At 40.6% G+C, this 23,673-nt stretch carries 21 protein-coding genes; 10 read left to right on the plus strand and 11 right to left on the minus strand.

Annotated elements, in window-relative coordinates:
* Positions 1-98: 98 nt before the first annotated feature.
* The 8 genes from guaA (at position 99) to LX92_RS22280 (ending at position 9,298) form a co-directional block, all read left to right on the plus strand.
* Positions 99-1,631 (plus strand): glutamine-hydrolyzing GMP synthase, encoded by a 1,533-nt coding sequence (gene guaA / locus LX92_RS07720; protein WP_109649734.1) that lies wholly within the window; start codon positions 99-101, stop codon positions 1,629-1,631.
* Positions 1,632-1,633: 2 nt separating this feature from the next.
* Positions 1,634-3,826, plus strand: coding sequence for a LysM peptidoglycan-binding domain-containing protein (locus LX92_RS07725; RefSeq protein ID WP_223308349.1), 2,193 nt, complete (start codon positions 1,634-1,636; stop codon positions 3,824-3,826).
* Between the two features lie 2 nt (positions 3,827-3,828).
* On the plus strand, positions 3,829-4,233 hold the full coding sequence (locus LX92_RS07730; RefSeq protein ID WP_109649736.1) for an OsmC family protein: 405 nt from the start codon (positions 3,829-3,831) through the stop codon (positions 4,231-4,233).
* The gene (locus tag LX92_RS07735; protein ID WP_109649737.1) at positions 4,221-4,745 is read left to right on the plus strand and encodes a DUF922 domain-containing protein; all 525 of its coding nucleotides are present in this window, start codon (positions 4,221-4,223) and stop codon (positions 4,743-4,745) included. The genes LX92_RS07730 and LX92_RS07735 overlap by 13 nt, the downstream gene beginning before the upstream one ends.
* A gap of 84 nt (positions 4,746-4,829) precedes the next feature.
* Positions 4,830-5,063 carry a DUF3820 family protein gene (locus tag LX92_RS07740; protein ID WP_109649738.1) on the plus strand — a complete coding sequence of 78 codons (234 nt, stop codon included), beginning with the start codon at positions 4,830-4,832 and terminating at the stop codon, positions 5,061-5,063.
* 63 nt (positions 5,064-5,126) lie between these two features.
* Positions 5,127-6,764, plus strand: coding sequence for a CTP synthase (locus tag LX92_RS07745; RefSeq protein ID WP_109649739.1), 1,638 nt, complete (start codon positions 5,127-5,129; stop codon positions 6,762-6,764).
* A gap of 115 nt (positions 6,765-6,879) precedes the next feature.
* Positions 6,880-8,742, plus strand: a complete 1,863-nt coding sequence (yidC, locus tag LX92_RS07750) for a membrane protein insertase YidC (protein ID WP_109649740.1) — start codon at positions 6,880-6,882, stop codon at positions 8,740-8,742.
* Positions 8,743-9,103: 361 nt separating this feature from the next.
* Positions 9,104-9,298, plus strand: a complete 195-nt coding sequence (locus LX92_RS22280; RefSeq protein WP_146197814.1) for a hypothetical protein — start codon at positions 9,104-9,106, stop codon at positions 9,296-9,298.
* A gap of 16 nt (positions 9,299-9,314) precedes the next feature.
* Here the strand turns inward: LX92_RS22280 and LX92_RS07755 are convergent, their stop codons facing one another.
* The gene (locus LX92_RS07755) at positions 9,315-11,222 is read right to left on the minus strand and encodes a fasciclin domain-containing protein (protein WP_170117808.1); all 1,908 of its coding nucleotides are present in this window, start codon (positions 11,220-11,222) and stop codon (positions 9,315-9,317) included.
* Positions 11,223-11,421: 199 nt separating this feature from the next.
* On the opposite strand from LX92_RS07755, the gene mnmA reads away from it, so the two are divergent.
* Positions 11,422-12,612 (plus strand): tRNA 2-thiouridine(34) synthase MnmA, encoded by a 1,191-nt coding sequence (mnmA, locus tag LX92_RS07760; protein ID WP_109649741.1) that lies wholly within the window; start codon positions 11,422-11,424, stop codon positions 12,610-12,612.
* A 51-nt stretch (positions 12,613-12,663) separates the two neighbouring features.
* Positions 12,664-13,605, plus strand: coding sequence for an NAD(P)H-dependent flavin oxidoreductase (locus LX92_RS07765; protein ID WP_109649742.1), 942 nt, complete (start codon positions 12,664-12,666; stop codon positions 13,603-13,605).
* Between the two features lie 115 nt (positions 13,606-13,720).
* Here LX92_RS07765 and LX92_RS07770 read toward each other — a convergent pair whose 3' ends face one another.
* The 10 genes from LX92_RS07770 to LX92_RS07815 form a co-directional block, all read right to left on the minus strand.
* Complete coding sequence (locus tag LX92_RS07770; RefSeq protein ID WP_109649743.1) at positions 13,721-15,214, minus strand: pyridoxal phosphate-dependent decarboxylase family protein; 1,494 nt, start codon at positions 15,212-15,214, stop codon at positions 13,721-13,723.
* A gap of 30 nt (positions 15,215-15,244) precedes the next feature.
* Entirely contained in the window at positions 15,245-15,622 is a 378-nt protein-coding gene (locus LX92_RS07775; protein ID WP_109649744.1) for a cupin domain-containing protein, read from the minus strand.
* 53 nt (positions 15,623-15,675) lie between these two features.
* A complete protein-coding gene (locus LX92_RS23045) occupies positions 15,676-15,864 on the minus strand; it encodes a DUF4242 domain-containing protein (protein ID WP_211315841.1) in 189 nt (62 codons plus the stop codon).
* Positions 15,865-16,042: 178 nt separating this feature from the next.
* Positions 16,043-16,843 (minus strand): sulfite exporter TauE/SafE family protein, encoded by an 801-nt coding sequence (locus tag LX92_RS07785; RefSeq protein WP_109649745.1) that lies wholly within the window; start codon positions 16,841-16,843, stop codon positions 16,043-16,045.
* 78 nt (positions 16,844-16,921) lie between these two features.
* A complete protein-coding gene (locus LX92_RS07790; RefSeq protein WP_109649746.1) occupies positions 16,922-17,335 on the minus strand; it encodes a DsrE family protein in 414 nt (137 codons plus the stop codon).
* A gap of 30 nt (positions 17,336-17,365) precedes the next feature.
* Positions 17,366-18,040 (minus strand): Tat (twin-arginine translocation) pathway signal sequence containing protein, encoded by a 675-nt coding sequence (locus tag LX92_RS07795; RefSeq protein ID WP_109649747.1) that lies wholly within the window; start codon positions 18,038-18,040, stop codon positions 17,366-17,368.
* Between the two features lie 132 nt (positions 18,041-18,172).
* A complete protein-coding gene (locus LX92_RS07800; protein ID WP_109649748.1) occupies positions 18,173-19,210 on the minus strand; it encodes a c-type cytochrome in 1,038 nt (345 codons plus the stop codon).
* A 123-nt stretch (positions 19,211-19,333) separates the two neighbouring features.
* Complete coding sequence (locus tag LX92_RS07805) at positions 19,334-21,067, minus strand: leucine-rich repeat domain-containing protein (RefSeq protein WP_109649749.1); 1,734 nt, start codon at positions 21,065-21,067, stop codon at positions 19,334-19,336.
* Between the two features lie 59 nt (positions 21,068-21,126).
* Complete coding sequence (locus LX92_RS07810) at positions 21,127-22,830, minus strand: leucine-rich repeat domain-containing protein (protein ID WP_170117809.1); 1,704 nt, start codon at positions 22,828-22,830, stop codon at positions 21,127-21,129.
* Between the two features lie 93 nt (positions 22,831-22,923).
* Positions 22,924-23,553, minus strand: a complete 630-nt coding sequence (locus LX92_RS07815) for a hypothetical protein (RefSeq protein ID WP_146197815.1) — start codon at positions 23,551-23,553, stop codon at positions 22,924-22,926.
* Between the last annotated feature and the right edge of the window lie 120 nt (positions 23,554-23,673).

Below are 23,673 nucleotides of genomic sequence, written 5' to 3' on the forward strand. Positions count from 1 at the left end.
TGGACTAATTAGTCGTATCTGTTTATAAGTTTTGTAATTCTTGAATAAATATCCTGTTAAGACCCTTTCACAAAATTTGCATTTTACTATTTTTGCCCATGCAAAATAACGTCCTAATACTCGATTTTGGTTCCCAGTATACACAACTCATCGCTAGAAGGGTTAGGGAACTGAATATTTTCTGTGAAATAAAACCATACAATAAAGTGCCTGAGGATATGTCTTCCTATAAGGCTGTAATTCTTTCGGGTTCGCCTTTTTCTGTGCGTTCCGAGGATGCTCCGCATCCGGATCTCTCAAAGATCAAAGGGAAGATACCGTTGCTTGGGGTTTGTTACGGGGCCCAATATTTGGCCCATTTCAATGGGGGTAAGGTCGAACCTTCCAATACACGGGAGTATGGTCGTGCCCGATTGACAAATATTAAAAGCGATGAACCTTTCTTTTACGGTATCATAGGCGGTTCCCAGGTTTGGATGAGCCATAGTGATACCATTCAGGAATTGCCAGAGAATGCCGTGGTGTTGGCCAATACCGTGGACGTTAAAAATGCTGCATATAGAATTGAGGGGGAGGACACCTATGCGATTCAATTTCACCCAGAAGTATATCACACAAGCCAAGGCAAGATAATATTGCAAAACTTTCTAGTGCATATTGCCGGGTTGGAGCAAACTTGGACCCCGGATGCATTTGTTGAGACAACCGTTTCGGAATTACGGAAAAAAGTGGGTAGTGACAAGGTGATCCTAGGATTATCGGGGGGAGTGGATTCAACCGTGGCTGCCGTGTTGTTGCATAAGGCGATAGGGAAAAATTTGCACTGTATTTTTGTGAACAATGGTTTGTTGCGTAAAAATGAATTCCAGGAGGTTCTAGATCAATACGAGGATATGGGACTTAATGTAAAGGGCGTTGATGCTTCGGCACGCTTTTTGGATGCATTGGCTGGGGAAAGTGACCCCGAGGGAAAACGGAAGATCATAGGTAAGGTTTTTATCGATGTTTTTGATGATGAGGCCCATTTGGTCAAAGATGCAAAATGGTTGGCACAAGGTACGATATATCCTGATGTCATTGAATCCGTATCGGTGACAGGGGGTCCTTCAGCAACGATAAAGAGTCACCATAATGTTGGCGGATTACCCGATTTCATGAAATTGAAAGTCGTTGAGCCCTTAAAAATGTTATTTAAGGATGAGGTTCGAAGAGTGGGGGCGAGTATGAAGATCTCCGGTGATCGATTGGGCCGTCACCCGTTTCCAGGTCCTGGTTTGGCCATTCGTATATTAGGGGATATTACCCGTGAAAAAGTGGCCATATTACAAGAAGTTGATGCGATTTTTATCGATGGATTAAGGGAATGGGGACTTTATGATAAGGTTTGGCAGGCCGGAGCCATGCTTTTACCCGTAAATAGTGTAGGGGTAATGGGCGATGAAAGAACATATGAAAAATGTGTAGCTTTACGAGCTGTTGAAAGTACCGATGGTATGACTGCCGATTGGGTAGATTTGCCTTACGAGTTTTTACAGAAAACATCTAATGAGATAATTAATAAAGTACCGGGTGTAAATAGAGTGGTGTATGATATTAGTTCTAAACCGCCCGCTACTATAGAATGGGAATAGTTATGAGTCAATTTTTCAAGAATAGTATTGTATTGCTTCTCCTTATTTTTATAGGTGGCAATGCAATGGCCCAAAAGTTCACTACCCATGCGGTAAAAAAGGGGGAGACATTGGAAAGTATCTCCAAACAGTATAAGGTTGCCCCGGCCACAATTTTATCCTACAATAAGGAAATCCAACAGGGTACGGCTATAAAACCGAATACCATTTTGGTGATTCCCGTAGGGGCTAAGACTGCCCAGGATGCTAAGGCGACCGGTGAAAAAGAATCGGTAAGCCTATTCAAAAAGGAAGAACCGGTGCAAGAAGAACCTATAGGTTTTACGACCCATAAGGTTAGAAAGCGGGAAACGCTATACGGTATATCGCAACGGTATCATATTACCGAAGATGATATAAAAAGATACAATTCTGAACTATACTCTTCCCAACTTAAAAAGGGAATGAAGATAAAAATCCCGAAATACAGGAGGGTAAAGCCAGAGGATAACGCAATCAATGAGGATGATTATGAAGTGTACACCGTTGCACCCAAAGAGACCCGTTGGAGTATAGCCCATAAATATGGTATTACCATCGATAGTATGTTGGTGTTGAACCCAGGACTATCGAAGATGACCGATCATTTGTCTGAAGGTCAGGAGCTTAAGATGCCTAAACTTTTGGGAAGTACCATCAAGGGGCAAGAGACCCAATTGTACCTTTCCTATACGGTACCCCCGAAAATGAATTTTTACCGTTTGGAGAAACAGTTCAATGTGAAATCGGATGAGATTGTTCGGTTGAATCCAGAGATAGCGGAACGCGGTGGGTTAAAGGAAGGAATGGTTATTCGAATTCCTGAGCAAAAGTCAGATCCAGGGGAAGTCAATACGGATAATTTTATTTTTTATGAGGTTAAGCCGAAGCAAACCGAATTTTCATTGACCCGGAAATTGGGTGTTACCTATAAAGAGCTTTTAAAGTTGAATCCTGATTTAAAGGATGGGTTAAAAGCGGGAATGGTGTTGAAATTGCCTAAGGACCAAGCGGGTGATTTTGAAGTACGGAATTCCTTGGTTCTTGATAAAATCGACCTTTTGGATAGTATCAATCCAATGAATCGTCCAAAATTGGTCTTTATGTTGCCTTTTCGTCTAGATCGATTAAATCTAAAGAACAAGGAAGAGGTCCGGGAAATTATTGAGAATAGAAATAGTTTAAAATATAGTTTAGGACTTTATTCAGGGGCTTTGATGGCTATTGATTCGGTGGCCAAACTTGGTATTTCCGTTGATGTTGAGACTTATGACAATCAATTGGACCTTTCCAAAACGAAGGAAATACTTTCAAGGGAAAATTTAGCCGATGCCAGCGCGGTTATAGGGCCGTTGGACCTTTCTTCCTTAAAGGAGGTCGCCGTAAGGGCAGCACAATACAAAGTACCCGTAATAGCGCCCATACCCGCTGAAAGTGATTTAAGTTTAGGCAACGTGTTTTTTTCCTATACGTCGGATCGAGTATTGCGCGACAAGATATTATCATACGTTGAGGGAAAATTGACCGATGAAAATATCATCGTCATTGCCGATGAAAAGAACCAATCGGCAAAAGCCATGATTTTGAAACGATTTCCCACGGCAAAAGTTCTCGAGGTCAAAGAAGAGAAAAAGAATATAGGGATCAATAGGGATAAATTAGGTTCGCTAATGTCAGAGGAAGTTGAAAATTGGGTTTTTGTTGAAACCGATAATTTTAAGCTGATCGCAAGTGTGGTTTCCATCTTGAATTCTTTTGAGGACACATTGTTAAATCCGGAGGTCAGTAAGAAAAAGATGGAAGTCCGTATGTTCACTACCAATAAAAACAAGGCCTTTGATAATGATATTATATCAAGTACCCATTTGTCAAACCTGCATTTTACCTATCCATCGGTTTATCGTGAAGTGGCGAATAGTGCATTTGTAGAGGCGTATAGCAAGCGTTTTGGGGATGTGCCGGACCGGTATGCTGTCCGGGGTTTTGATTTGACCTATGACTTGCTTTTGAAATTGGCGTACAAAAATAATTTAATGGATGTTTCCAAAATTATCGGGGAAACAGAATATACCGGGAATAAGTTCTCCTATGAAAGGAATCCGACTTCCGGGTATTATAACCAGGCCTCCTATATTATGACGATAGATAATCTGAGGGTGGTCCAAATAACAGATTAGATATGACCTCAAAGGTAACCTATACGGGAAATTTGCGAACCACTTGCGTTCATTTGCGTTCGGGGGATTCTTTTATCACGGATGCCCCAGTGGACAATAATGGGTTGGGACAGGCATTTTCCCCTACCGATACAGTGGCGACAGGCTTGGCGAGTTGTATGCTTACCATGATGGGCATCAAAGCGAGGGATATGGATATGGATTTGGTCGATGCCACAGCGGAGGTAACCAAGCATATGGCAGCAGATCCAAGAAGGATTAGTAAGGTCGAGGTGGTTTTAAGTTTGCCTTCCGCGTTTTCCGATAAACACCGTAAAATATTGGAAAATACAGCCAGAACCTGTCCGGTCTTGTACAGTCTGCACCCTGAAATCGAAAAAGTCATTTCCTTCAATTGGGTGCTGTAAAATATTTTTTGGTTTTTTTGACGACCATTGGTCTTGGTCGTGCCCAAGAGTATGAAACCATAGCATGGAGTCCTGTACATAAACTTACTTGGAAGGATTTTAAAGGGGAGGTGCCCGAAAATGATCGTGCAGCAGCAGTCACTGCCAGCGGAATAACCTATCAATTTTCGACCCAGGGAACGAAAGACGCCATGGAAATCGATTTTAAGGTGACCACTTTTTTTTATCCCAACAAATCATGGTACCAACCACATTTATGTGATTCTTTTATTTTGGGGCATGAACAACTTCATTTTGATATCTCTGAATTATATGCCCAGAAGATGAGGGAACGATTGGAAGCAGCCAATTTCACCCAAAATGTAAGGGCTGAGGTAAAATTGATATATCGTGAAATTCTTGAGGAGTTGGAAGCCTATCAGGATCTTTATGATACCCAGACGAATTTTTCCAGGGATAGTATACAGCAATCCGTTTGGGCTGTCAAAATAAAGGAGGCATTAAGAAACTGAGACCATGGTCTTGGGTTGCTCTTATAGCTGGTTTTCATATGTTTTTTTGGAGGTGCTTAAATTTAATTCATTTAGTTTTATACCATGGAGGTGAAACCGGATTATAAAAAACTTATCGAGCTTGCCCATTATAGGATGCCTATTGGGAAGTTTAAGAATCGCTATTTGTTGGATTTGCCAGAGCCTTATTTGGTGTGGTTTCATCAAAAAGGGTTTCCTGACGGGAAGCTTGGGGATTTGATGAGATCCATGTTAGAGATCAAAATCAACGGATTGGAACCTCTAGTTCGTAAAATTCAGAAAGAATTTCCCAAGTAATCCCTGCGATTTCTTATTGCAATTTGTATTTTTGCCTGCGTTACGAACACAATCGAACGCTTCATGTCACAAACCAAATATATTTTTGTAACCGGTGGGGTTACTTCCTCCCTTGGAAAAGGGATCATTGCCGCATCCTTGGCTAAATTACTTCAGGCAAGGGGTTACAAAACAACCATCCAGAAATTAGATCCTTATATCAATGTTGATCCGGGAACGTTGAACCCCTATGAACATGGGGAGTGTTACGTAACGGATGATGGGGCCGAGACCGATTTGGATCTTGGGCATTACGAACGTTTTCTGAATGTCAAGACCTCTCAGGCCAATAACGTAACTACCGGTAGGATTTATCAAAGTGTCATAGAGAAGGAGCGACGTGGGGAGTTCTTGGGAAAAACGGTCCAAGTGGTACCCCATATTACCAATGAAATCAAGGAAAGGGTTCAGATATTGGGTAAAAGTGGGGAATATGATATTGTAATCACCGAAATCGGGGGTACCGTAGGTGATATTGAATCTTTGCCTTATATCGAAGCTGTTCGTCAATTGTTATGGGAATTGGGAGACAATAATGCAATTGTAATCCATCTTACCTTAGTGCCCTATCTTTCTGCGGCTGGGGAACTTAAAACGAAGCCGACCCAACATTCAGTAAAGACCTTGATGGAGAGTGGGATTAAAGCGGATATTCTGGTCTGCAGGACAGAGCACGAGATATCTGATGAAATAAAGAACAAATTGGCGCTGTTTTGCAATGTAAGGCGTGAGGCGGTAATTCAATCCATTGATGCATCAACCATTTATGATGTGCCAATCCTGATGCAACAGGAAGGCTTGGATACCGTGACATTGAAAAAATTGGCGCTGTCCGATACCACCCCACCGGATTTAAAACAATGGGATCAGTTTTTACGTCGCCATAAGAATCCTAAACATGAGGTGACCATAGGTTTGGTCGGTAAATATGTAGAGCTTCAGGATTCGTATAAATCCATATTGGAATCGTTTATACATGCGGGGGCAAGTAACGAGGTGCGCGTTAATGTGCGTTTTATCCATTCGGAACATATTTCGAAGAAAACCAATGGGAAAATATTACAGGGACTTGATGGTATTTTGGTTGCCCCGGGATTTGGGGAACGGGGTATCGAAGGTAAGATAGAAGCTGTTCGTTATGCCCGTGAAAATAATATTCCATTTTTGGGAATCTGTTTGGGTATGCAAATGGCAGTGATAGAATTTGCCCGAAATGTATTGGGATTGGAGAATGCCAATTCTACCGAAATGGATGGGAGTACACCACACCCGGTTATTAGTCTTATGGAAGAACAGAAGACCATTACCAATAAAGGTGGTACAATGCGATTGGGGGCTTGGGATTGTCATTTGATGGATGGGACCTTGGTACAAAAGGTTTATCAAGGGGCTACCGATATTTCCGAACGCCATCGCCACCGATATGAGTTTAACAACAAGTATAAGGAACAATTGGAAAATGCAGGGTTGATAACTTCAGGGGTCAACAAGGAGACAGGTTTGGTAGAGATTGTTGAATTGGCCGACCATCCTTGGTTTATTGGAGTACAATACCACCCAGAATATAAAAGTACGGTGGCAAATCCACATCCTTTATTTGTAGGATTGGTCAAAGCGGCATTAAACCACAAAAAAGAACAAAGTAATGCCAGTATGGCATAAACTGCACATTTGGGCATATATTTGCTGACTGACTAATTCTGTATGGCGCAAGCTTTTAGGGTTATAGTGGCATATGGGATACTATTTACATATTATAATATTGATAAATAATTAAATGGAAGAAAAGAAGTTAGATATTAATTCTATTATAGGCTTTGTGCTCATTTTTGGGATACTTATTTTTATGTTTTACCAAAACAGGCCGACTCCCGAAGAACTAGCTGCCCAAAAAGCAAAGCAGGAACAGGTGGCAGCCCAAGAAAAGGAAGACGAAACACCATTAATGACGGAGGAAGAGGCTCCCCTAGCCATAAATCTTCAGGATTCCACGGCCATTGCCAATTATAAAGGCGCCATTGGTGCCTTTGGTTATACCACTCCTACTGAAGGTATTACTACTTTGGAGAATGAATTGGTTACCCTTAAGATAGACAATAAAGGGGGTGGGATTGTAGAGGCCAAAATGCGGAATTTTGTAACCTTTGATTCCGTTCCGGTATATTTGGTTAAGGATGGTAATGCTTCTTTCGGATTGAATTTTACAACATCTGATAATCGCGTACTCAACACGAGGGATCTTTACTTTGAACCATCGATGGATAATAATGGGGAAAACCAAGTGCTATCCATGAAGGCCAAGGTTGGGCCCGACAAATATTTGGAGTATCGCTATGAAATGAAACCGAATGATTATTTGGTCGATTTTACGATTCGTTCCCAGGGATTGAATGGGGTTATCAATAGCAGTAAGCCTGTTCAGTTGGAATGGAAATTAAAAGGGATACGCCATTCGAAAAGTATCCAATATGAAAACCGATATACACGACTGACATATAGCCATGAAGACGGAAAAATCAGTAAACTCTCCGAAGGGAAGGATGATGAAGAGACTGAAACGGATGTAAAATGGTTATCGTACCGTCAGCATTTCTTCAGTTCTATCCTTGCCACTGAAGAGCACTTTAAAAAAGCCGAATTGTCTTCCCAGAACTTGGTCGAGGAAGAAAGTAGAACATTCGGTTTTACCAAGGTCTTTGGTGCTAAGATGCCAATGGAGGTGAATGGGGGAGAACTTTCCCAAAATATGCATTGGTACTACGGTCCTACCGATGTTGATGTCTTAAAACATTATGAGGAATTGGGTCTTGAGGATTCCATTCCTTTTGGTTGGGGTATATTCGGATGGATCAATAGGTATGTGTTTACGCCTTTCTATTCGTTCCTAAGCACCTACTTTCCTTATGGTATTGCCATTGTGATAATGACCATTTTGGTTCGTTTGGCCATGTCACCGGTAACGTACAAGTCGTATTTGTCCCAGGCTAAAATGAAGGTGTTGAAACCTGAGATTACCGAACTGGGTGAAAAGTACAAGGATAATGCCATGAAAAAGCAGCAAGAGACTATGAAGCTTTATAACAAGGCAGGGGTAAGTCCTATGAGTGGTTGTGTGCCTGCATTCTTGCAAATGCCGATATTCTATGCGTTGTTCATGTTCTTCCCAACGTCATTTGCATTGCGTCAAAAATCGTTCCTATGGGCAGATGACCTTTCTTCATTTGATACTATTTATCAATTCCCGGAAGGTTTTTCAATCCCATTTTATGGAGACCATATAAGTTTGTTCCCTATTTTAGCCTCTATTGCCATCTTCTTTTATATGATGATGACCACAGGGCAGAATATGCCGCAACAACCAGGAATGCCCAACATGAAATTTATCATGTACTTAATGCCGTTTATGATGTTGTTCTTCTTTAACAACTATGCGAGTGGTTTGAGTTTGTACTATTTTGTATCGAATTTGATCACCATCGGTATTATGCTCGTCATTAAGAAATTTATTCTGGACGACAATAAGATACATGCCCAGATCCAAGAGAATAAGCAGAAGCCCAAAAAGGAGAATAAATTTCAGCGTAAGATGCGTGAAATGATGGAGCAGGCGGAAGAGCAGAAAAAAACAGGTAAAAAATAACTGTTGATTCAAAATATTCGCGGCACCGCAACTTCCCTTTCAATATAGGGATGGAGAATAGACCAAAAACAAAAAGCCCTGACATTACGTCGGGGCTTTTAGCATTCAATTGATTTAGTTTGGTAAGATTTGGGATTACAAATATGGAGCATATTGTTAGTTTACAGAATAAAAAGTTGTAAAGCGTCAAGTTTTGTATGTTAAAGGATCTTGTGGTGTTGTTTGTTGATTTGCTTGGTTCCTTTGAAGCGCTGTACACCATAAAAAAACTTCCAAGTCCAAACTTGAAGTATGTTCAAATTTAAAACGAGGAAGTTCTGAAATAACCAATAATCAATCACAAACAAAAAATACCTGACTAATGGACTTAAAGCGATTAAAGCTAATGTTAAAGTTGGATTTTAGTCCTGACGGTCATTGTATTATCCTTTTCTTTCAATTAGATATAACCGTTATCAAAACATTCAATTTTTTGGAGACCATGAATCTTGAACTTGAATGTTTGTTTTTAAAAGCCTATAAAGAAGGAAAAGCCGTTCATCACGGCTTTTCCTAATTACACAATAGCTTGTTTAGTTCATTGTATCTGGCAACATGACTTTGTTCAAGACATGGATTACACCGTTATTGGCTTGTACATCGACAGCGATGATTCCGATATCGGAATTTCCAGCACCATCGGTTACATCTGCTATATGGTCTCCCGTACCTGGAAGCGTTATGGTCATACTATCCCCTTCCAATGTTGTGGCCATAGTATCTCCATCTGCAGTGAGGTCTGTAGATCGTACATTGGCGCCGGCTACCACATGATGTAATAATACTTGCGTCAATACGTCTTCCCCAGGAATTTCAGCCAAGGCTTCAAATGCTGCGTTTGTAGGTGCGAACACTGTGAAGTCCGGATTTATTCCGTCAGTGTTTCCTCCTTCAGATCTTGAAAGGATTCCAGCGAAATCAGTTGCTGGAGTCAATTCAGTCAACGCAGTGACCAACGTTGAAAAATTTGGATCTGCAACAGCAAAAGTAACGACAGTGGGTAGGTCTATTACCGCATCAACAGCATGTATAACTCCGTTGGTTGCAACAATATCGGCTGCAGCAACAGTACTTGCCCCATTGATGGTAACCCCATCATCTGTATTGATATACATGCTTAGGTTGTCTCCATCGGCATTTGTTGCTGCAGTAGTAACATAGGAATTCGTTAATCCGCTAGAGAAAGCGGCTGCACCTGCAATAACATGATTGGCCAATATAGCGTTCAAATCATTGGAATTAGGATTCATAAAAGCGGTGAAAGCGGCATTTACAGGAGCAAAAACCGTAAAATCAGTTTCAGAATCGGAAAGCAAGGTTGTGAAGGTTGTATTGCCATCCATAGTCAATGCGCCAACAAGTTCGCTCAAATTGGGGTTGGCCACAGCGTGATCCACGATATTGGGTAAACCAATAACTGCATCCACAATATGTACAACGCCGTTAATCGCTTTGTTGTCTGGTGCCGTAACATTGGAAACGCCATTCAAGGTAACGCTATTTGATAGATCTACTAGCATACTCAAATTATTACCACCTACACCTGCGGTGGATAAGGTAGAAATATACCCAGCGGTTAAGTCCGTTGAGAAATTTGCGCCACTGACCACATGGTTCAATAATACTTGGGTCAATACATCAACAGGTACATCACTTAAACTAGCAAAACCATTGTCCGACAGGAAGGTTGCAAAGGCATCATCCGTTGGGGCGAAAACCGTAAAAGGTCCTTCACCGGCCAGTACAGCGGGTAAATCCCCGTCCGCTGCCTGTAAGGCGGCTACCAGATTACTTAAGGTAGGCGTCGCAATTGCCAAATCGGTGATCGATGATAGTAATATGTCACTCAAGGCATCAATAGCAGCCTGGGGTAAGAGAATCTTATCTATAAGATGGATGATTCCATTGGTGGTTTCCACGTCAGCCAAAGTGACTTGGGCCGCTTCACCGGCAGCATCGGTAAAATAAACCCCTCCACTTATACTAACGGTAAGGTCTTCCCCCTGTACCGTGGTTATAACCTGCCCTTCGGTCAAGGCACTGGAAGTGACTGCTGCACCACCCACTACGTGATATGTGAGAACAGTTGCCAAGAGGTTTTGTAATTGTTCCGTATTGAAGTCATCGAGGGAGTCAAAACCATCCAAACGTGCTAGTAAATCAGTGAAAGCATCATTTGTGGGAGCCAAAACAGTGAAATTTGTTGTTTCATCACTAAGGGTGGAAATCAGGTTGTTGGAAGCACTTTCATCAGCTTTTGCCAATGCAGCTACAAGACTACTGACACTTTCTGTGTCTTGGGCAGTTTCAACAATGTTCAATTCAACCATCATTGGGTCAGCTTCCATTTGGTCAGGACCATTGTCATCATCATCAGAACAGGATAGTACGAATGTTGCCATCAGCAACAAGAAGAATCGATTAAGGATTTTTGTTTTCATCTCTAGAAGTTTTAAAGGTTACGATTAATATTGTTTAATATATTTATTTAAAAGTTGAACAATAATACAAAAGATTCTGTTTTGTTTAATGAATATTGTAAAAAGTTTAACAAAATATTTTTTATATCGAAGAAGGATGAACCTTGATTTTGGGAGTGCAAGCCCTAAATTCGTATTTTTGTAGTCTTTTTTAATAACTATGGAAAAAGTAGTAATAGGACTTTCTGGTGGAGTGGATTCAAGTGTGGCGGCTTATCTTTTAAAGGAGCAAGGGTATGACGTTATTGGCCTATTTATGAAGAATTGGCACGATGATTCCGTTACCATTTCTGAAGAATGTCCATGGTTGGAGGATAGTAATGATGCCTTGATCGTTGCTGAAAAATTGGGTATTCCTTTTCAAACGGTTGATTTGAGTGAGGAATACAAGGAACGTATTGTGGATTATATGTTCGACGAATACGAGAAAGGGAGGACTCCAAATCCCGATGTTCTTTGTAACCGTGAAATCAAATTCGACGTTTTTATGAAGATCGCGATGCAATTGGGGGCCGATTATGTCGCTACCGGGCATTATTGTCGAAAGGGGTCGTTCACAAATGAAAACGGGGAAGATACCTTTCAACTCTTATCGGGATTGGATGGTAATAAGGACCAGTCCTATTTTTTATGCCAACTTTCCCAAGAACAATTATCAAAAACATTGTTCCCGATAGGGGAACTGACCAAACCTGAAGTACGTAAAATCGCTGCGGATAATGGATTGATCACAGCGGATAAGAAAGATTCCCAAGGACTTTGCTTTATCGGTAAGGTTCGATTGCCTGATTTTCTTCAGCAGAAACTGAAACCTAAAAAGGGGGTTATCGTTGAGGTAGCCGAAAATTTTGGCCAATATCAGGGGCAGATACCTGAATTTGGCAGTAAGGAGGAGGAGCTTGCCTATTTTTCTAAAAAACCAAGCTATGCCGTTGAAGATGGAAAAGTGGTAGGGGAACATCAGGGCGCTCATTATTTTACCAAAGGACAGCGAAAAGGATTGGATGTAGGCGGAACCAAAGAACCATTATATGTCATTGAGACCGATGTCAATGAAAATGTCATTTATACCGGTCAAGGAAAATCCCATCCGGGATTGTATCGTAGGACCCTATTTGTGTCCAATGATGAGTTGCATTGGATACGCACTGATTTAGCCTTGAACATCGGGGAGACCATGGAGGTTATGGCCAGAATACGTTATCGACAACCTTTGCAAAAGGCAACCTTGTATAAGGTCGGGAATGGACTTTATGTTGATTTTGAGGATAAGCAATCCGCCATTACCGAAGGACAGTTTGTGGCCTGGTATGTTGGGGATGAATTGTTGGGCTCAGGGGTTATTTCTTAATTTATCTTGTGACTCGGTCGAAGTCAGGAGTCTTGAACATACAGTATTATTATGGAAAATAGGATTACACAGCTTTTCGGAATTAAATATCCCATTATTCAGGCCGGAATGGTTTGGGCCAGTGGTTGGCGTTTGGCTTCTGCCGTTTCCAATGCGGGCGGTTTAGGGCTTATTGGGGCAGGAAGCATGTATCCTGAAGTTTTACGGGAACATATTCAAAAATGCCAGAAAGCAACGGATCAACCTTTTGGGGTGAATATTCCCATGTTGTATCCTGATGTTGATAAGCTTATGGCACTCATCATAGAGATGGGGGTCAAGATCGTTTTTACGGCCGCAGGAAATCCGAAGACATGGACGGGGCATTTAAAGGAAAATGGCATCACCGTGGTACATGTGGTCAGTAGTGTCAAATTTGCTCTTAAGGCGCAAGAGGCTGGGGTAGATGCTATTGTTGCCGAAGGTTTTGAAGCTGGCGGACATAATGGGAGGGATGAGACCACCACGCTTGTGCTAATTCCTGCCGTACGGGAAAAAATAAACATTCCACTTATTGCCGCTGGCGGTATTGCTACGGGTAAGGCCATGTTGGCGGCTATGGTATTGGGGGCCGATGGGGTACAGATCGGAAGCCGTTTCGTCGCTAGTGAAGAGGCGTCATCCCATGAATTGTTCAAGCAACGCGTGGTTGAGGCCGGGGAAGGTGATACCCAGCTCACCCTTAAGGAATTGACACCGGTACGACTGATCAAGAATAAATTCTACCATGATGTACAGAAGGCATACGAAAATGGGGCAACCAAAGAGCAATTGAAAGCACTGTTAGGTAGGGCAAGGGCCAAGAAAGGGATGTTTGAAGGGGATATGGAGGAAGGTGAATTGGAAATTGGTCAGGTATCGGCCTTGATCCAAGGAATAAAACCCGCTGATGAAATCGTCGCTGAATTGGTCAGGGAATTCGAGGCGGGCAAAAAGATGGTTTCCATGCTGTAGCAGTATTTCCTTTAGGTCGAATGGCATACTTCTAAAATTGTTTAATATCCAATAAATACCAGTGATATTTTGGTAATGAAATTCTCAGTTTTGGTTTTCATGGGTTTTGTTTTATTTAAATTGTGTGGGGTTCTTGATGGATTCTGTTTCCTTCATGGACCACAATTTCAATGATCGCTTTGATATCTTTTTGTGAAGTTCTAAAATTTACAATACAGGCCCTTAAACAATAGAGTTCGTTAATGATGGCATTGGATAGAAAGACTTCACCCCCTTTTTGGAGCGTATCCAATAATTTTTCATTCAAGGTGTTGAGATAGGTTATTCGTTCCTTTTGGTTATTTGGAAGTCCCTTTTTAGGGACAAATCTGAAGGTTGCAATACTTAAATTCTGGGTTATGGCTTCCAAATCAGGATGATTCTTGGCGTGTTCAAATAACGATTCCGATAATGCGATATCTTCACTTATCATTTTTTGATAGCCCTGTCTGCCCACTTGTTGTAGTGCCATCCAAACCTTCAAAGCCCTAAATCCCCTTGAGTTTTGGAGTCCATACTCATAAAAATTCATCGATTTACCTTCCTCATCCTTACTGAAATTGTAGTACTCCGGATGCGAACTATAGGTGTCTGTCAGGTGCTTGGGGTTTTTAACCAATGTACAACCGGCTTCTAACGGTGCATACAACCATTTGTGGGGGTCAAGTGCAATGGAATCTGCTTCCTCAATCCCCTCGAAAAGACTTTTTAATCCAGGGATAATGGCTGCAGGTGCGCCATAAGCGCCATCAATATGAAACCAAAGATCATGGGCTTTGCAAAGGGAAGCAATTTCCGTTAGATTATCCACGACGCCGGTACTTACATCCCCTGCTGTTCCTATTACCATAAAGGGTTGGTTGCCATCTTTTAGATCTTGCCTTATGGTCTGGGACAGTATTTCATTGTTCATTTTATTGTTTGTATCGGTAGGAATCCATCGTATTGATTTGGACCCATGACCAAAGAGTATGGCTGCTTTTTCGACCCATGTATGCGTTGTTTTGGAACAATAGGCTATCAATTTTGCATTGGAGTTCAACAATCCATTCTCTTTTAAATTACTGGGGCCTTTGGCAGTTCTTGCGGCCAAAAACGCGGTGAAATTGGCCATATTTCCACCACTAACCAAAATTCCGCCGTAGCTTGGTGATACCCCGATAAATTCTGCCAGCCATTTTATGGTTTGCTTTTCGATTTCGGTGGCCATGGGGCTCAGTATCTGTGCACCGACATTTTGATTGACAGCCGATGCCAACATATCGGCCAGGACACCGATCGGGGCAGGGGATGAGGTAATATATCCCATGAATTTAGGATGGCCATTGAATAAGGAATGATTGAGCAACAAATCGGAGGCTCTTGTTACTATCTCCTCGGTAGGGGTAGCATGCTCCGGTAAAGTTGACGTGCCCAAAATATCCTGTAATTGAATAGGGGATTCACCTTTTGTTACCGGGTAATTCTCAATATCGTCATAAAATTGGGCAATGGTATCAATCAGTCGATATCCAATCTGTTTAAATTCCTCTTTGTCGATGGCAATTGGTGTTTCCCCCTTTTTTCTCATAAAACTGGCATTAATGATTTATAATGGTTGTTATTCCGATAATTCGGCCATTCTTTTACCTACATGGGCGAGCACATCGTTCATTTCCTTTGTCGGACTGAACTCAAGGAATTTAAGATCTTCCTTTACGATGCCCGTATGGCCCGCAGGCCAATAATAGACGTCCCCAGCGCTGACCAATTCTTCTTTTCCGTCGTCATAAAAGATCAGCATTTTCCCTTCGATAACATAACCCCAATGCGGGCAATGGCAACTGTCGTTTGCCAATCCTTTCAATAAAGGCCTAAAATCAGTACCTGCCGGTAATTCATTGTAGCCAAGGGTTAGCCCTCCACAATCTGCTTGCGCGCGCATGATCATATTTGGCGCTTGCATGGTAATCGGTAAATCTTCTTTTTTGATTTTCATGATTATTTTTTTAAGTTAAACAATTAATCACAGTAGTTGGAATACCACCACTGCTAAATTTTGGATATAGCCCATTCAGCCGTTGTTGGGTCAATAATGTTGGTCACTTGGCTAACTGAATTTACAGGAAACCCTCCTTGTTTGGCATGCTTACGAACCATTTCCTTGTTAGGTGCATTATAAACATAATAAACCTTGTCCGCGGTGATATAGCTATGTACCCACTGAATCTGTGGTTCCACAGTTCTTAATATCCCACATGATGTTAGTGAATGCCTTTTAATTGTTCCTAAGTCAGATTACCTGCTCTCGGAATCTCTTTTTCAATTACATATGAATTTTGTTCTTCTGTTAAATCTTCTGGCCGAATCATTTTTTTACTGTTTTAATTTTGACATTCAACTTTTGTACAATAGGTCTTTAAGTAAAAACTTCCTTGTAAAAAATACCGATGGATAAAATCAATAACAACCACCCAAAATAGGTTTTAAGCTTTTCGCCCTTAATAAAGGAAGAAAAGTAAATACCCAGGAAAATACCTAAGGTTGAGATTGCTGTAAACCTTAAGAGAAAGTCCCAGTTTATTTCCAAATTCCCCAAATCACCCAAAAAGCCGATCAATGATTTTAAAGCGATAATGAACAACGAAGTTGCCACTGCTTTCTTCATGGGTAGTTTTACCAATAAGACCAATGTGGGAATGATCAAAAAACCACCACCAATACCAACAACACCGGTAAATAAGCCGATAAGGATACCTTGTGACACTATTAAAGGGTAATTGTACCGATTTAATCGTTTGTGATCAAGCAGCGACTTCTTTGTCCGTATCATTGAAAGAGAACAAAGCAGCATGATTAGTGCCAAAAACACCATAATCGCCATATCCTTCGTAACCGCGACATCGTATATTGTGACTATCTCCATCGGGATTATTGGAAGTATATATTTACGGACAACGTAAACAGCGATAAATGCTGGGATAGCAAAGACAATGGCTATTTTGAAATCAACCAATCCCTTCTCCCAATTTCTTAGAGCCCCTATTGTAGAGGAAGTACCCACTACGAAGAGCGAATAGGCCGTTGTTGTAATTGGACTGATATGGAATAGGTAGGTAAAAATGGGGATTGCGATCAGTGAACCCCCACTACCCATAAGACCCAAAACAAGCCCGACCAACAAGGCCCCTAAATAACCAAAAATCTCTATGGTTTCCATTTTATACTATTCAATATTCCCTGGTTCTAACTTTGGTGAATCTGACCCAAACCCTATATAGACGGGTAAAATGGTTGATTATTGTCCTTCCTTTATATAGCCCCAGCCTTGTCCCTGTTTTTGGATGATCTCTAAAATGCCATCGGGAACCGCCCTAACTCCGGCAACGAGTTGGGAAGCATCGATTTTATGACGATTCAAGGAGGCCTGGCAAACCACAAAGTCTACATTTTTATTCTTGGCTAGTGCTTCCATTTCATCGGAAACTGTTGATTCACCCTTTACGACCATTCTGTAGGCACCGCTATACATGACCATCTCGAATTTTGAATCAGGGTATGCCTTGGACATCATTTTTACATGCCGCATTGCGGATTCATGCACACTGGTATTACTACTTGTAACATCAAATACGATTTTGACGGGTTTTTCCTGTGCAAAAACCATTGTGCTGAATACGCACACCATTATTAAATTTACTATCGTTTTCATACGTGTATTTTTATAGATTTTTAATTTTACTTATTCACCTGCAAAGATGTACCCACACCCATTCTCCTGTGCACGACCGAGTGCCCAAACTCCGGATGGGACGACTTGAATTCCCGGTTTAATAGCTCCTATCCATTCATCATATGTTTCCTTTGGATCTACTCCCATTTGCTGGGCCACGGCACCACTGTATACTGAAATCGCCAAATTGCACACACAGAACATGGCACCTCGGGCCTGCATATCTTTTATGCCTTGAATCACCGGCATGGGAAAGTCACCTTCTTGGGGTTCATAAAAAGGATTTCGATCATAGTTGGTTCCGTCTGCTTTTTTAACGTTGAAAACCTCTCCCAACGGGTATTTTTTCCATAGGGAAGAATCAAAGGCAAAAGGTATGCCGTGATGCCGCAAAACGGTCATAGCCGTAATATCATCGTCTGGTGATCCTGTTTCATTGTTCGAAAGGTAGAAGGCCCAATTCCAAATAATGGGGAATCCCTTGTGCGGATAAGACCCATCATAGACGATACGGTGCTTCCCTTTGATTTTTTTGAACCAATCATCGGCTTCATCCATTTGGGTTTCGTTAAAATCGGTCATACCCGCAAATACCGGGTTGCCAAGCACTGAAAGTGTACTGGCCGTGGCACCTAACATCACGGCCCCCATAAAGTTTCTTCGTGAATTTGTCTTTGTTTTCATCTGTATATATGTATTTGATTAATATTCAGCAAGAAGTAATTATTCACATCCTACATTCTAGTTTATAAGGCCAATGCGCCGGCTGGCTCCTTTGCTGAAAATGTCCACAAGGCATTTTCTTTATGCTTGGGCCTATTTGATTTTAACCATGTTATACTCTTGTTTGTAATAATCCATTATAGGTTGAAATGGTCCTAATTGGTGTTGTTCTATAGGAAAGGAATCGGCATAGGGTGGATAAGGGGTAGATACCGGTTTTCTTGTTAGATCGGGAAAATCCTTTTCGGGATTGACTTTTATAGGCCTTTTTTGCTGATTGATATAACCGGCAACATCGTAAGCTTCCTCATCTGAAAGTAGCGGCGCATCATAAGTAGTTCCAAAGGGCATATTGCCCTTGATAAATCGGGCGGCTGTAATAACCCGGGTCATTCCAGCACCATTATTGAACGAATCATCACCCCATAATGGAGGATAGACATAGGTGAAACCATCCATGGCTATTTTCCCTTTTCCATCAATACCATGACATACAATGCACGTTGCAGTAAACACCTGTTTGCCATGTTCAAGATTAACCGCTCTTTCAGGAATTTCGATTTTGACAAATCCTTGGCCAAATGTTTTTCCATCTTCAGGGGCCAATCTGCTTAGCCAGGTCAAGTATTGGACAAATGCCTTCATTTCCTTTCCATTAGGAGGCATTGTCTTTCCGTTCATACTACGCTCCATACAACCATTGATCCGTTCCTCAATGGTGCCAATTTTGTTTTCCCGTCCCCTGAATTGGGGAAACCTATTTGTAATTCCAATCAATGATCCGGAAAAAGGTTTTGTACCGGCTTGTAAATGACAGTTGTTACAAGCCAATCGATTGCCCGAATATGCCTTATCTGGATTACCATTGTCTGGGCCTATGTATTTGGGGGTTTTGATGAAAAGTTCGTGTCCAAATTTCAGTTCTATATTTTCTTCGGAATCGTTTAATAATGAAATATCATATTCAGAGGCTATAGGTCCAAGCGTAATTTCTCCTGAGGGTATGGGGTCATTGGCAAACACATCAAAATAAAGGAGTAGGGTCGTAATACCGATCAATACCATCATGGTACAGCATAGGGTAACCTGAAGTCTCAGTTTTTTAATGAGATATTTCGTTTCATCATTCATGACAAAGCGTTTTGTTTTTTTTGCTGCAATGTTAAAGGGGGAAGTACTACAAGGTTAACCATACTAACCTAGAATGGTTATCACTATTTATGCAATCTCTAGGAGTATTTGTGAATTGGTTTTTTAATTACAACCCTCCCCGGGATCTGTAAGTAGGGTCAGTATACCTCCGTTCGATATTTGCTGATTACAAACAGCTAGTGGCAAACTTGTTAAAGGGTTATTGGTTATACTTAGTAAGGCTAAATTGTTTAGCTGTCCTAACTCTGGCGGAACTGTATTAAGTTGGTTACTGGCAGCAGTTATAACTACTAAGGAACTTATAGCGCCTAGTTCAGCAGGTAGATTGTCTAAATTGTTACTATTTACATTAAAGTTTTCTAATCTTGATAAAGCCGAAATATTTTCTGGTATTCTAGTAAGTTTTTTATTATTCATGGTAATACCCTTTATATCGCCATTAGAATGGAACGAGACTTCAGGAAAATTATCTACCCCCCAACCTAAAGTATTACCAGGGTTGGCGCTATATATACTGATAAGGGCGTCTTTTTGTGAGGTAGTTTCGTAAGGAATCATATTATCTGATATAATACTCAGGCCACGCAATTCGACTAAATAAAAGATGGACTCAGGCAATGCAGATATACTATTTATTTGACCCAATAGTATCTTTTCCAATTTGCCAAGAAAGCCTATTTCCGGAGGTAATGAAGTAAGTTGGGTATTATAAACCGCCAATTCTGTTAAATTTCTTAATTGTCCTATTTCTGGAGGAAGGTAAGTAAGCGGGCCATTGGTTGAAGATAAAACGGTTAAATTTCTTAATTGTCCTATTTCCGGAGGTAATTCAGTATAATCGTTACTACCTATAAGTAACATTTTTAATTTTGTTAAGAGCCCTATTTCTGGTGGTATTTCAGTAAGTTCATTAACATCTAACCTTAATAGTTCCAAATTGGTTAATTGTCCTATCTCTGGGGGAAGTGAAGTAATATTATTCCAATGTAAATGCAATTTTTTCAATTTTTTCAATTGTCCAATTTCTGGTAGTAATTGAGAAATATGACATCCATATAAATTCAGTTCTATTAAACTGTTTAATTGCCCTATTTCTGAAGGAATTACCATATGATCGTTATTACTTGCGTTTAAAAATTCCAATTGAACCAATTGCCCTATCTCTACAGGAATTGTAGAAAGTTGGTTGCGCGCTAGATTTAGAGATTCCAAGTTTGTTAATTGCCCTATTTCTCTAGGAAGTGTAGAAATAGCCCCGTATTCTATATCTAATTCAATAATTTCATCTTCCGTATTCAGTGTTACGCCATCTAAATCTCCTAAATTTTCAATTGCATTAAGATTCCAGGTAAGGGTGTTTTGTGGGTTGGCATCTAAAATAGCCTGTAAAATTTGGCGTTGCGTTAAAAGGGCCGTTATGGTTACAGTATATACCGAGGTAGTACCATCCTCGGCAGTAACTTTATATTCTAGTGGCTCAGTGAAGTCTTGAGCCGTATCACGATCAACGGTTGCCAACTCAGAAGTTTTAACTTCAGGCAACAACCCTGTGATATCTGTACCTGGCGGCATGGCAGCTGTAATAGTTTTGTTTTCTTCATCAATAGTAGCTACTACGTTTACTTCAATAGGGTTATTGGTCAGCAGAAATACAAAACTGGTAATCTGTTTTTCATCACTTAAGATTATTTCTTCTTCCTCTGGTGTTATAGTAACTATGGGTTGGGTTACTGGGTCATCATCTTTTTTACAACTATTTAAACAGGTCAGTAAAAGAAGAAAAATCATAAAGCTTGGCTTTAAGTTTATTTTTAAAAGGGTGTGTGTAGTTTTCATGAGATGCTGTTTTAAAAATCATCGATGTTTCAAAAGCTTATTTACTGTGGCTTATTTTATTAATTGCAACCCTCCCCGGGATCTGTAAGTAGGGTCAGTATACCTCCGTTCGATATTTGCTGATCACATACTTCTTGTGGCAAACTTGTTAAAGGGTTATTGGTTATACTTAGTAAGGCTAAATTGTTTAGCTGTCCTAACTCTGGTGGAACTGAATTTAGTTGGTTACTGGCCAAAGTCAAAACGGCTAAAGTTTCTATACTTCCAAGGGACGAGGGTAGGTTTTCTAGATTATTGTTGTTTGCATTTAAAGTCTCTAAGGAATTTATACGGTTGATGTTTTCAGGTATTCTTGTCAGGTTTTTATTGTTCATGGTAATGGTTTTAGGGGTGCCATTGTCATGAAATGTAACCTCAGGATAGTGGTCTACACCCCACCCCAGTGTATTGTCGGGGTTTGCGGTATAGATTCCTATGAGAGCCTCTACGGGTGTGTCATTTCCCAATTGGACCAGATCATGGGTGATGGTCATTGTAGGATTATGGAAATTCTTTATATAATAAACTGATAACGGCAAGGAAGTTATGTGGTTCTCGGATAAACGCAATGTCGTTAAGTTTATGAGAAACCCTATTTCAGGAGGAACGGAAGTAAGTTGATTATTGTTTAATGACAGAATTTCAAGATTTACCAATTTGCCCAATTCCTTGGGGATAGTAGTAAGCTCATTACCGGCCATCAATAACCTTTCTAAATGAACCAGCTGCCCTATTTCTTGGGGCACCGATATGATATCGTTGATACTCAAATCCAATATGTTCAAATTTACCAATGAACATAGTTCAATAGGTAATTCGGTTAATAGGTTGCCGGATAGGATAAGTTGTGTAAGATTTACCATTTCACTAATATTTGCTGGTATAGCGGTGAGTTGGTTGGCCCCTAAATAAAGTTTTTCCAGGTTTTTTAACTTGTTGATTTCATCAGGTAATGTTGTCAGCGAGTTTCCATCAAGACCTAAAAACAATAAAGAACCTAAATTGCCAATTTCCTTGGGTAAGGAGGTAAGAAAGTTATCATTTAGATGCAATTCTTCCAAGTTGGTTAATTGCCCTATTTCACTTGATAATTCCCTGAGTTGAGATTCACCAAGGTATAAGTAGGTTAATTCGGATAATAAACCAATTTCTTTGGGTAATGTTGTTATGCTTAATTCTCCAAGGCTTAAACGAGTGATTTTGCCTTCTGTATTTGTAACTACGCCATCAAGATCATTTAAATCATTGGTATTTTGTAAATCCCAAGTTATGGTATTGCCCGGGTTGACATCTAAAATGGCCTGTAAAACCTGACGTTGTGTTAATGGGAAATGAACGGTTATCGTATACGTGGCCGTAGACCCATCTTCGGCGGTAACCATGTAAATAACAGGCTGGGTAAAGTTTTGGGCCGTGGTTTTGTCGATAGTGGCTGCCTCTGATATCATAATTTCGGGAAGCAGGCTTAAAACGTCCGCATCTGGTGGTACGGTGACATCGATCGTTTTATTCTCTTCATCTATGGTTGCCACCAGATCGGTTTGGAAAATGGTATTGGCAGATCGAAAAACAAAACTGGTGATTTGCTTTTCGCTACTTTTTGCAATTTCCTTAGATCCTGAGTCGTCATCTTTGCTGCAACCGGTAACCACGACTGCCAATAATAAATACAGGATAAAGTTGATTTTGGGCGTGTTTTTCCGAAATGTTCTAATCGTTTTCATGGGTACTGTTTTTAATGGATTTTCAATAGGCATAGAAATAAGGTTGAAGGCAATATGCTTGGGATCTGAAATGGGATTGCCGGGTAACCCATTTTAATCTCCGCAAATACCATAATATGCACAAACTGATTGGTAATCGTTGACATCAACGCCAGCCGATTTCAGTTCGGCCATTACGCTTATTGTCGAAGACTGCGATTTTGATGAAAGTTCCGAAAAGGATGATTCTATAATTACGACCTTGATCCATTCAACGGGTGTTCTTTCATCGGGAAAGAGTGTGGTATTTTCAATACTTCGTGTATTAACGATTATTTTTTCTGGAATGCCATTCTCTGAATCATCCAACCAAAAATTAATATACTGGGTAGGAATATCGTCTGAAAAACTACCTAGAACCCTACTAGGTAGATTGAACACTCTTCCCCGTGAAGCCAATGATTCGTCCCCTACCCTCAGATACACCAGGATGACATCCCTTTTAATTACCTCTGGGGTTAATATGCCGGTCATGTCCAAAGCAATGGTCTCAGCCCCACTAAATCCAACATCATTAAAAACAAATGTTCTGACATTGGCATTGCCATCTTCTCCATCGATGCCGTCAATACCAGCTGTACCTGCAGGACCTATTGGTCCAGTATCCCCATCCTTGGAGCATGAGGAACATAGTATGGTGAATATCGTTAAGCCGTAGGAGAGAAGTTTCATTGTTGTTTTCATAATCTTATGATTTAAATAAATTATGATACAATGATATCGTACTAACTACGTAATGGGGTTTACCATTATTCCAATCCCATGTAGTAATTATGAATTGGGAAGTAAAACCATGTACTATTA

It is taken from the genome of Maribacter polysiphoniae (assembly GCF_003148665.1).
Classification (GTDB): domain Bacteria; phylum Bacteroidota; class Bacteroidia; order Flavobacteriales; family Flavobacteriaceae; genus Maribacter_A; species Maribacter_A polysiphoniae.

Bases quoted from the DNA above. Each gene is read 5' to 3' on its own strand.
- LX92_RS07740 (WP_109649738.1), top strand. From the start codon at position 4,830: ATGGAGGTGAAACCGGATTATAAAAAACTTATCGAGCTTGCCCATTAT.
- LX92_RS07755 (WP_170117808.1), bottom strand. From the start codon at position 11,222: ATGAAAACAAAAATCCTTAATCGATTCTTCTTGTTGCTGATGGCAACA.
- guaA (WP_109649734.1), top strand. From the start codon at position 99: ATGCAAAATAACGTCCTAATACTCGATTTTGGTTCCCAGTATACACAA.
- LX92_RS07770 (WP_109649743.1), bottom strand. From the start codon at position 15,214: ATGAGAAAAAAGGGGGAAACACCAATTGCCATCGACAAAGAGGAATTT.
- LX92_RS07730 (WP_109649736.1), top strand. From the start codon at position 3,829: ATGACCTCAAAGGTAACCTATACGGGAAATTTGCGAACCACTTGCGTT.
- LX92_RS07815 (WP_146197815.1), bottom strand. From the start codon at position 23,553: ATGAAAACAACAATGAAACTTCTCTCCTACGGCTTAACGATATTCACC.
- LX92_RS07725 (WP_223308349.1), top strand. From the start codon at position 1,634: ATGAGTCAATTTTTCAAGAATAGTATTGTATTGCTTCTCCTTATTTTT.
- LX92_RS22280 (WP_146197814.1), top strand. From the start codon at position 9,104: ATGGACTTAAAGCGATTAAAGCTAATGTTAAAGTTGGATTTTAGTCCT.
- mnmA (WP_109649741.1), top strand. From the start codon at position 11,422: ATGGAAAAAGTAGTAATAGGACTTTCTGGTGGAGTGGATTCAAGTGTG.
- LX92_RS07800 (WP_109649748.1), bottom strand. From the start codon at position 19,210: ATGAATGATGAAACGAAATATCTCATTAAAAAACTGAGACTTCAGGTT.
- LX92_RS07795 (WP_109649747.1), bottom strand. From the start codon at position 18,040: ATGAAAACAAAGACAAATTCACGAAGAAACTTTATGGGGGCCGTGATG.
- LX92_RS07790 (WP_109649746.1), bottom strand. From the start codon at position 17,335: ATGAAAACGATAGTAAATTTAATAATGGTGTGCGTATTCAGCACAATG.
- yidC (WP_109649740.1), top strand. From the start codon at position 6,880: ATGGAAGAAAAGAAGTTAGATATTAATTCTATTATAGGCTTTGTGCTC.
- LX92_RS07805 (WP_109649749.1), bottom strand. From the start codon at position 21,067: ATGAAAACTACACACACCCTTTTAAAAATAAACTTAAAGCCAAGCTTT.
- LX92_RS07775 (WP_109649744.1), bottom strand. From the start codon at position 15,622: ATGAAAATCAAAAAAGAAGATTTACCGATTACCATGCAAGCGCCAAAT.
- LX92_RS07745 (WP_109649739.1), top strand. From the start codon at position 5,127: ATGTCACAAACCAAATATATTTTTGTAACCGGTGGGGTTACTTCCTCC.
- LX92_RS07810 (WP_170117809.1), bottom strand. From the start codon at position 22,830: ATGAAAACGATTAGAACATTTCGGAAAAACACGCCCAAAATCAACTTT.
- LX92_RS07765 (WP_109649742.1), top strand. From the start codon at position 12,664: ATGGAAAATAGGATTACACAGCTTTTCGGAATTAAATATCCCATTATT.
- LX92_RS07785 (WP_109649745.1), bottom strand. From the start codon at position 16,843: ATGGAAACCATAGAGATTTTTGGTTATTTAGGGGCCTTGTTGGTCGGG.